At 69.2% G+C, this 9534-nt stretch carries 6 protein-coding genes; 4 read left to right on the top strand and 2 right to left on the bottom strand.

The genetic code is table 11. The features are described 5' to 3' along the window. Positions 1–356 precede the first annotated feature (356 nt). From FMQ63_RS36235 to FMQ63_RS38610, 4 genes are all read left to right on the top strand, one after another. Positions 357–3608 carry a DEAD/DEAH box helicase gene (locus tag FMQ63_RS36235; RefSeq protein WP_011555316.1) on the top strand — a complete coding sequence of 1084 codons (3252 nt, stop codon included), beginning with the start codon at positions 357–359 and terminating at the stop codon, positions 3606–3608. 145 nt (positions 3609–3753) lie between these two features. Continuing rightward, on the top strand, positions 3754–5490 hold the full coding sequence (recN, locus tag FMQ63_RS36230) for a DNA repair protein RecN (RefSeq protein ID WP_011555315.1): 1737 nt from the start codon (positions 3754–3756) through the stop codon (positions 5488–5490). A gap of 61 nt (positions 5491–5551) precedes the next feature. Beyond that, positions 5552–6349, top strand: a complete 798-nt coding sequence (locus FMQ63_RS36225) for a Stp1/IreP family PP2C-type Ser/Thr phosphatase (protein WP_011555314.1) — start codon at positions 5552–5554, stop codon at positions 6347–6349. Positions 6350–6568: 219 nt separating this feature from the next. After that, positions 6569–7486, top strand: coding sequence for a M23 family metallopeptidase (locus FMQ63_RS38610; protein ID WP_011555313.1), 918 nt, complete (start codon positions 6569–6571; stop codon positions 7484–7486). 245 nt (positions 7487–7731) lie between these two features. Here FMQ63_RS38610 and FMQ63_RS36215 read toward each other — a convergent pair whose 3' ends face one another. Continuing rightward, complete coding sequence (locus tag FMQ63_RS36215) at positions 7732–8436, bottom strand: diguanylate cyclase (RefSeq protein WP_011555312.1); 705 nt, start codon at positions 8434–8436, stop codon at positions 7732–7734. A 42-nt stretch (positions 8437–8478) separates the two neighbouring features. Next, on the bottom strand, positions 8479–9534 hold a 1056-nt coding region (gene rlmM, locus FMQ63_RS36210; RefSeq protein WP_228556564.1), incomplete at its 5' end, for a 23S rRNA (cytidine(2498)-2'-O)-methyltransferase RlmM.

Below are 9534 nucleotides of genomic sequence, written 5' to 3'. Positions count from 1 at the left end.
GGGGAGGACCGGGGGACGGAAGGCTCGGACGGCCGCCCGCCCTGTCGCCATGGCGACGGACCCCTGCCCGCGGGGGGCATTCGTCAGGCGGAATGGCCTCACGGGGGCGTCCCGCCTCTGGGGAGAGGGCCGGCGCGTCGGCTCGGCGTGCCGGATGCCTTCCAGAAAAGCAGGCGGGTATCGGAGGCGCGAAAGCGGACGGTCCGGGCCATGGCGGGGGTTGATGCTCTCACAGCTTGATGCCAGCGGTGGATTCTGCTGGCGGACGCATTGATTTTTCCCGCGACCGGGAGCCTCGTTGCTGTGGTAGTTCAACGGGTTCCCTGGCGATTTGGAGCCTGGGGCCTGTGCCAGCCGTGCAATCCACCGCCGATATCCGAGAGATCCTCCCGCCTCAGGACACCCAGTGGCTCCGTGCCCTGAAGGCCGAAGTTCAACCCACGACCTTCAAGCAGGGGCGAGAGGTGGCGGAGTCGCGCCGCGTCTTCGGCCTCAATCGTGAAGGGGACCGCATCAGCGCCCAGGTCGCCGGTTCGTCCGGTGAGCGGTATCAGACGGCCCTGCATCTGGGGAATGGCCGAGCCACGTCGACCTGTACCTGCCCGTCGTGGAACGTCGAAGGCCCCCACTGCAAGCACGTGGTGGCCGCGGCGCTCATCTACGCCGCGCGTTTCCGTCCGCCCGGCCCGCCCGCGCCTCGCCCGGCCGAGCCCGTCGCCGCCGCTCCCGAGCCGAAGGAAGCCGTCGTCGATGACGAGCCCCATGTGGAGCCGGTGCCATCGAGCGGCGACCCGGTCAGCCTCCCGGCCCTGGCCAAGGTGGAGAGCTGGCTCGGTCTGTCTTCTCAGCCCGACTACGAGTTCTTCTACCGCCTCACGGCCGCCAGCACGGGGAACGGCAGCACCCGGCAGTGGATCATCGACGTGCGCCGGCAGGACGCGCAGACGAAGGGGCCCATCCACGTCAAGCGGCTGCTGCAGACGGGGGGCCGCATCTCCCCCGCGGACGAGCGCGTCTTCATGCAGCTGTCTCGCCACGAGCACCGCTATGACTCGCGCCTGGTCCTGTCCGACGAGGAGCTGAGCGAGGCGCTGGAGCTCTTGCGCCACCGCCGCGTCATCTACCGTGGCACGGCGCTCATCGACACCGAGGTGCCGGTGCGGCCCCAGATTCATCTGGAGTCCCGCCCGGACGGCGCCACCGCGCGCATCGAACTGCTCTTCCCGGACAACGCGAGCTACGCGCTCAAGGACGTCATCCTCCTGTCGGGCCGGCGCACCTGGGTCATCCAGGGGCAGAACCTGCACCCGGTGGAGCCGGACTTCCCGCCGCGGCTGCTGCGCAAGTGGCTGCTCGAGCCCAGCATGTCCTTCCCCACGGGGCAACTGGACCGGGTGCTGACCTTCTTCGCCGCGCACCTGCCGCGCTTCCGCATGGCGCTGAAGGCGGACGACATCGACGTGGACGAGGCCGTGGAGCCTCGTTTCATGCTCATGCTGGAAGGCAACCCCGAGCGCGTGAAGGTGCAACTGGCCGCCAAGTACGGCCAGACGACGGTGCCGGTGTCCCCCACTGCCACGCACCTGGGCTACGCCAGCGGCGTGGGCGGGGACAGCCGCAAGCTGTACCGGCGTCGCGAGGAGCTGGAGCGCGGCGCGGGGAAGCTGCTGCTGGATCTGGGTCTGCGCTTCGAGCCGCAGGCGCAGGTGTTCGACGCCACGGCCGACACCGCGCTTGAGTTCTGGGCCCGGGGCCTGGCTTCGCTCCCCGAGGACTGGGAGCGCTTTGGCGTGCAGGCCCCGAAGGTGCGCCTACGTCCCAAGCTCAAGCCGCGCATCCGCGTGGGCATGAGCGGCGTGCAGTGGTTCGACCTGGATGCGGAGTTCGTCACCGACGACCAGGCCGTGGACCTGGGCGCGGTGCGCATGTGGCTGGACTCCGGCCGCCGCTTCGTCCCCCTGAAGGACGGTACCTTCGCGGAGGCGGACCCCGTCGAAATCAAGCGCGTGGCGGACCTGCTCGAGGAAGCCGGCGCGCTGCCGGGCCGCTCGCGCACGCGGCTGCCGCTGCACCAGGCCGTCGCGTTGGACCTGCTGGCGGACCTGGGGGAGTTCACCGAGGTGGAGGCCAAGGCGCGGCAGGCCATGATGGAGCTGCGCGAGTCGGCGGGCGTGCCGAAGGTGGGCGTCCCCGAGGGACTCCAGGCCACGCTGCGCCACTACCAGGAGGCGGGCCTGTCCTGGCTCTGGTTCCTGCGCCGCCATGGCCTGTCCGGCATCCTCGCGGACGACATGGGTCTGGGGAAGACCATCCAGTCGCTCAGCCTGATGCAGAAGGTGGCCAACGACGAGGGGCGCAAGCCGTCGCTCGTGGTGGCGCCCACCAGCGTGCTGGCCAACTGGGAGCGCGAGGCCGAGCGCTTCACGCCGGGCCTCAAGACGATGGTGTGGCACGGTCAGGACCGCAAGGAGCGGGCAGAGGACCTGAAGGGCATGGACCTGGTCCTCACGTCCTACGCGCTGGTCCGCCGTGATTTGGACCAGCTGTCCCAGGTTGGCTTCCGTTACATCATTTTGGACGAGGCCCAGAACATCAAGAACGCGGGCAGCGCCACCGCGCAGGCGTGCAAGGCGCTCCCCAGCGAGACGCGTCTGGCGCTCACTGGTACGCCGCTGGAGAACCGCCTGTCGGAGCTTTGGAGCATCTTCGACTTCCTGATGCCGGGCTTCCTCGGCAGCTCGGATGGCTTCGGGGACCGCTACGAGCAGCCCATCCAGGTGGCCAACGACAGCACCGCGAAGGACCGGCTGCGCCGCCGTATCCAGCCCTTCATCCTGCGTCGCCTGAAGACGGAAGTGGCCAAGGACCTGCCGCCGAAGACGGAGAGCGTCGCCTGGTGCGAGATGGAGCCCGGTCAGGCCGCGCTCTATCGCGAGGTGCTGGAGGAGAGCCGCCGCAAGGTGCACGAGAGCATCGAGAAGGTGGGCTTCAAGCGCAGCCGCGTGTCGATTCTGGCCGCGCTGATGCGCCTGCGTCAGGTGTGCTGCGATCCGCGCCTGCTCAAGATGCCGCCCGGCACCCTGATGCCGCCCAGCGCGAAGGTGGAGCGCTTCCTCCAACTGGTGGAGGACCTGGTGGCGGAAGGCCACCGCGCGCTCGTCTTCAGCCAGTTCACGGAGATGCTGGAGCTGCTGAAGCAGGAGGCGGACAAGAAGGGCCTGCGCTACCTCTACCTGGACGGTCGCACCAAGGACCGCATGGGCAAGGTGGACGAGTACAACAACCCGGACGGTCCGCCGCTCTTCTTCATCTCCCTCAAGGCGGGCGGCACCGGCTTGAACCTCACCGCGGCCGACTACGTCATCCACTTCGACCCGTGGTGGAACCCCGCCGTGGAGGACCAGGCCACGGACCGTACGCACCGCATCGGGCAGACGCGCGCCGTCATCAGCTACAAGCTCATCACCCGCGGCACCGTGGAGGAGAAGATCCTCGCCCTCCAGCGCCGCAAGCGGGAGCTGGCCGCTGGCGTGCTCGGTGGGGACGGCGACGAGATGGGCCGGACGCTCACGGAGCAGGACATCCAGGAGCTCTTCACGGAAATCTGAGGACTTGCAAGGTTGGGGCCCCAACGAGGCCCCTTCCCCTCCCGCCCGCCATCCGTGCGCTCAACCCGAACGCCTGTGCAGTGTCAGTCGGACCTGCTAGGGTGTTCAGGTACCAGAGCCGTCGTACGGACATTGGAGGGCGCGCGTGCTGCTGGGTCTGCGGATTTCGAACGTGGCGGTGATCGAGGAGGTGGAGGTGGCGTTCGGAGCCGGCCTCACCGTCCTCACGGGTGAGACAGGTGCGGGCAAGTCCATCCTCGTGGATGCACTGGGCCTTTTGCTCGGGGGGCGCGCCGACGCGGATGTCATTCGCGCCGGTTGTGAGGAGGCGTCCGTGGAGGGCGTCTTCGCGCGGACTCCCGCGTTGGAGACCCGGCTGGAGGAGCTGGGCTTGCCGGACCTGGGGGAAGAGGTGCTGGTGCGCCGGGTGCTGGGACGCACCGGGCGCGGCAAGGCCTACGTCAACGGCTCGCTGGTGACAGTGGGCGTGCTGGGCAAGCTCACGCGTGGGGCGGTGGACATCGCCGGCCAGCACGAGCACGTCAGCCTCTTTGATTCGGGGCTGCACCGGGTGCTGCTCGACCGGTACGGCAACCTGGAGGATGTGCTCGCGGCCTTCTTCCGGGAGTACACCGGCCTGCGCGAGATGGACGCGCGCATGGAGGCGCTGGGCGGAGACGAGGCGAAGGTGCGCGAGCGCGCCGAGTTCCTTCGCTTCCAGCTCGATGAAATCACGCGCCTGGACCCGGAGGCCGACGAGGACGCGCGGCTGGACGCGGAGCGCAAGCGGCTGGGCGGCGCGGAGAAGCTCAAGCGCCACGCCTCGGAAGCGGAGCTGCTGGTGTCCGGCGAGGAGCAGTCCGCTGTGGAGACGGTGGGCCGCGCGCTGGGGCTGGTGCACGAATCGGTGAAGTGTGACGCCACGCTGGCGCCGGTGGCGCAGGCGCTGAGCACCGCGCTGTCGGAGCTGGAGGAGGCGCAGCGGCGGCTCAACCGGTACGTGGAGGGGCTGGAGTCGGACCCTTCGCGGCTGGCGGACGTGGAGGAGCGGCTGGACGCGCTCAAGCGTCTGTGCCGTAAGCACGGCACGCACCTGGAGGGCCTGCTGAAGAAGCGGGGCGAAATCGAGGTGGAGCTGGGCACGCTGGAGAACCGGAAGGAAATCCTGGAAGAGCTGGCCGCCGACCGCCGCAAGGTGGAGGAGCGGGCCCGGAAGGCCGCTGCGGCACTGACACGGGCGCGTGCGGCCAGTGCGGTGACGTTCGCCGCGCAGGTGCGCGAGGGCCTGGGGCAACTGGCCATGGGCAAGGCGGCCTTCGAGGTGCGGGTGACACCATCGGATTCGCTGCGCCCGGACGGCATGGATGACGTGGAGTTCTTCTTCAGCGCGAACCCTGGCGAGCCGCCGCGAGCGCTGGCGAAGGTGGCTTCTGGCGGTGAGGCGAGCCGGCTGCTGCTGGCACTCAAGAAGGCCCTGGCTGACAGTGACGGGGGCGGGTGCTACATCCTGGACGAAGCGGACGCGGGCGTCAGCGGCGCCATCGCGGACGTGGTGGGGCGGATGATCAAGGACGTGAGCAGCCACCGTCAGGTGCTCTGCATCACCCACCTGCCGCAGGTGGCCGCCTATGCGGATGCCCACCTGCTCATCCGCAAGGGCCTCAAGGGCGAGCGCACTGTCTCGGAGGTGGTGGTACTGGATGCAGGGGCAGAACGGACCCGGGAGCTGGCGCGGATGATGTCGGGCGTCGAGGTGACGCGTGAGGCCCTGGGAGCAGCGGAGGCCCTGGTGCGTTCTGCCAACAGGGCGCTGGGGACTCGGGCCCGCAGGGAGTCTGGACCGGAGGGGGCCCCCCGGGGTCGGCTCCGACGCACCGCGTGAAGTGCGCCAGATTGCATCCGTGTCCTTGCCCCGTCCTTGGGCCTCACATAGCATCCCGGGTGTGTCCAGCACCGCAGGGCAGACCGCGGCCTCCCGCTTGAAGATAATTTCCGCCGGCCTGACGGATGTCGGGCGCAAACGTAATCACAACGAGGACAGCTTCCTCATTGATGATGAGCTCCAGCTCTACGTCGTGGCCGACGGAATGGGCGGCCATGCGGGTGGCGGCACTGCGTCCCGCATCGCGGTGGAGACCATCGACAAAGAGATGCGCCGGGCGCGGGAAGGCAAGGACAACCCCTTCCTTTCCGTCCCGAATCTCCAGGACTCTCCGATTCCGGAGGCGCTGCGCACCGCCGTGGAGCGGGCCTGTCTGGCCATCTTCACGGCCGCGCAGGAAGATGCGCGGCTGTCCGGCATGGGCACCACCGTCATCTCCCTGGTGGTGCGCGACGAGCACGCCTTCTTCGCCCATGTGGGTGACAGCCGCGCATACCTCATCCGCGGTGACCTCATCCAGCAGATCTCCGAGGACCACTCGCTGGTCAACGAGCAGATCAAAGCGGGGATGATTACCCCGGAAGAGGCGAAGCACTCCCGCTACAAGAACATCATCACCCGCTCCGTCGGCTTCGAGGAGGAGGTGCAGGTGGACGTCATGGGGCTGGTGTCAGAGCCCGGCGACGTCTTTCTCCTCTGTTCGGACGGCCTCGCGAACATGATGGAGGACCGGGAGATCCACGAAACCGTGGTGAAGGCGCGGACCTTCGAAGAGGTCCCCAAGCGTCTCATCGACTTCGCGAACGAACGTGGTGGTGACGATAACATCACCGTCATCGTCGTGCGAGTGGAAGCCTGACACACCCAGAGTCTGCACGTGGCCTGCAGACCTCCCTGCGGGTCTGTTGACCTTGACACTCTTCGAATGTGAGTGGTAGCTGCCCCAACGTTTCCAGCCGAGTCGAAATGCCGGTGGGCGACGAAGCGGGAGGGGTAGGCGGCGGGGGGAGGTGTTGCGCGAGAGCAAGCGACTTAGCTTGCTGCGCCAGTAGTCCCACGCAAGCAGGGGAGCTGTCCCGTGGCGAAAAAGTCCTTCACACTGATGGTGATTCCGGACCATGACGCTCCGGTCAAGCGGTACACCATCCAGCGGTCCTTTCTCACTCAGGTGGGGATGGGACTGATGCTCGTGGTGGGACTGGGCGTGGGTGCGAGCGTGCACTACTTCCAGGTGGCCGCGGACGCCTCCGAGAACCGCATCCTTCGCGAAGAGAACCTGACGCTGCGCTCGCAGCTCAAGTCGGTGCGTGAGCGCATCGAGCACATCGGCTCCACGTTGGACCGGGTGGAGCGCTTCGACCAGAAGCTGCGCGCGGTGACGCTGCTGTCCGATCCTCAGCGCAACCTGGCCATGGGGCCGACGGAGCCCGAGGCGGGCACGTCCGCGCCTGCCACGGACACGCAATTCACGCAGCTGACCTCCACGGAGACGCCCAAGGCGCTGATGGGCCGGCTGGACCGGTTGAGCGCGGAGGCCACCCGCCAGGAGCAGAGCCTCCAGGAGTTGCAGGCCTACTTCCAGGACCAGAAGTCGCTGCTGGCCTCCACTCCGTCCATCTGGCCCGCGCGCGGCTGGGTGACGAGTGATTTCGGTTCGCGCCTGGACCCGTACACCGCGGACCGCGTCATGCACGGCGGCATGGACATCGCGGCGCCGCACGGCAAGGAAGTCTTCGCGCCGTCGGACGGCACAGTGGTGTTCGCGGGCCTGGAGGGCGGCTACGGCAACGTGCTCGTCATCGACCATGGCTACGGCATCAAGACGCGCTACGGCCACCTGTCGAAGATGCTGGTGAAGGCCGGCGACAAGGTGAAGCGCGGCATGCACATCGCCGCCGTCGGCAACACCGGCCGCTCCACGGGTCCGCACCTCCACTACGAGGTCCGCGTCAACGGCATCGGGCAGAATCCCCGCAAGTTCATCCTCGAGGAGTAGCCGGCGCGGAGGGATGGCGTCTCGGTGGTTCGTCGAGGCGCCTCGCTGCGGACGGAAGGAGCGCGCTCCCGTGGAAGCCCGAAGGGCTCCGGGAGCGGGTGGATGACGCCTCGGTATTGAGGCCCCTTTCGCCGGACGCAAGGAACGCTCCCCCGTGAGTCCCCTTGAGGCTCCGGGAGCGGGTGCAGTGGCCACCCAGCGAGGATGGCCAGAATGGCTTGGCGCTCAGTCGCGACCGTGCGCGCTCAGAGCGTCGCTGGGCCGGGAATGGAGCCATCCAGCCGGATGCGCCTGCGCTGAAGCCCCTGCGCGCGGCCGGTGCGCTCCATGACGTGGGTGCGCTCCAGCTCCGCCCACAGCAGCGGCCCCAGCACCTGCCAGTGCGAGGGCGCGTCCACCGTCAACTCCAGCAGGCTCACCGTCCATGAGGGCACGTCCGCGTCGGGCGTTCCCGGGGGCAGCACAGGGCGCACGCCCTGCGCCAACCGTTCGCGCGTCGGCGCGGCGAGGTGCTCCTCCACCGTGAGCTGCGACGTCGGCACGAGCAGGGCGGCGAAAGCGTCCGCGTGGATGCGCACCACCTTCGCGCCGGGGTACTGAGCGGAGAGGGACTCCACGGTGGCGCGCAGCACCGCGTCCCCGGTGGGGAAGCCGAAGCGGGCGTTGACGTTGATCATCCCCTGCACGTCCGCGATGACGGCGCCCACGCGCCACCCGTCATGATGGCCGTGGGTGGACAAGTCGTACTCCTCCTTGAGGAGGTTGCCCTGGGTGAGTGCAGGCACCTGGAGTGCGCCCGTTTTCGCGTCCGGCTGGCCACGCCGGGCCTGCTCCGCCTGGACGAGCACCTCCACGGCGGCCTGCACCGGGGCCTGGGGGCTGCGGGTGAGCACCCAGGGATGGAGGGCGATGAGGGCGGTGGCCGTGGCGTCGTCGAGTGGGTAGGGCATTGCGCTCCTTGTGTAGCGCGTCCATCGCCAATGCGCAGGGGCTCACTTCATCTTGTGCGCGGTGACGGTGACCTCATCCCGGTCATGGTAGAGCTGGCGGACGGTGAGCCCCTCCCAGCCGCCCTCCTGGCCGAGCGTGTGGCGCACCCGCAGCAGGATGGGGTTCTTGTCCTTCATGGGCAGCTTGATGTTGGCCACCAGGTGCTGCGCCCAACCGCGGCGGCCCCATTTGGCCAGCAACTGCGCCACTTCCAGGGGGCGCCACGCCATGTCGCAGAAGAGCCAGTCCGCCGGCTCGTCGGGCGCATAGGCGAAGGCGCTCTCCTGGACGTGCTTCACGCGCGGGTTCCCGGTCAGCTCCGGCATCAGCCGGGCCGGGTCCACCGCCACCACCTTCGCGCCGCGGCTCACCAACCGCTGCGTCCAGCCGCCCGGCGCCGCGCCCAGGTCCACGCACACATCGCCGCGCCCAGGCTCGAAGGCCAGTCCGTCCAGGGCCTCCTCCAGCTTCATGGCCGCGCGCGACGGCGCGTCTCCAGCCCGCCGCATGCGCCTGCGTCCGCCCGCCGCCAGGGACACGGCCTCGCGCGCGTGCACCGCGCCCACCACCGTCACTTCATCCGGCGCCACACACAGGGACACCAGCAGCGCCCCCGCCTCGCGTGCCCGCTGGGCGTCCTCGATGCGGCGTTCTGCCGGCAGCCTGGCGGACACGGCGGATTCCAGGGCTTCCGCAACAGGGGCCAGGGCGTTGCCACGCGGGGTGTCGGGCGTGAAGGCCTGCACCGCCCAGGGCGTCCGCCCGGGAAGCGCCAGCACGGCACGGGCCGCCGCGTCGGCGATGGCTTCGGGATTCGTGGCTGTCAGGGTGGCAGCGACCTGATAGCCTGCGCGGGCGAAGGCGGGCGGAGGGCCGGAGACGGCGTCACTCTCCACCAGGGCTTCGCCCAGCAGACGGGGCTCGGCGCCGGCCCATTCCAGTTCCTCGAAGAGGTGGGCCTCGAAACCCGCGCGGCAGGTCCACAGCCAGCGGCCAGGCCGGGCGGCCAGCGTCCGGGCCGGCATGGCGGGGACCTTGGCCCGGGGAGGGACCCTGGG

It is taken from the genome of Myxococcus sp. CA005, assembly GCF_006518205.1.
GTDB classification, from domain to species: domain Bacteria; phylum Myxococcota; class Myxococcia; order Myxococcales; family Myxococcaceae; genus Myxococcus; species Myxococcus xanthus.
Note: the sequence above shows the minus strand (reverse complement) of the source record. Positions and strands in the feature narration are given on the sequence as shown.

What these genes read in the sequence shown, in the direction of transcription:
- FMQ63_RS36215 (WP_011555312.1), bottom strand. Translation starts at nt 8,436, where the DNA reads ATGCCCTACCCACTCGACGACGCCACGGCCACCGCCCTCATCGCCCTC.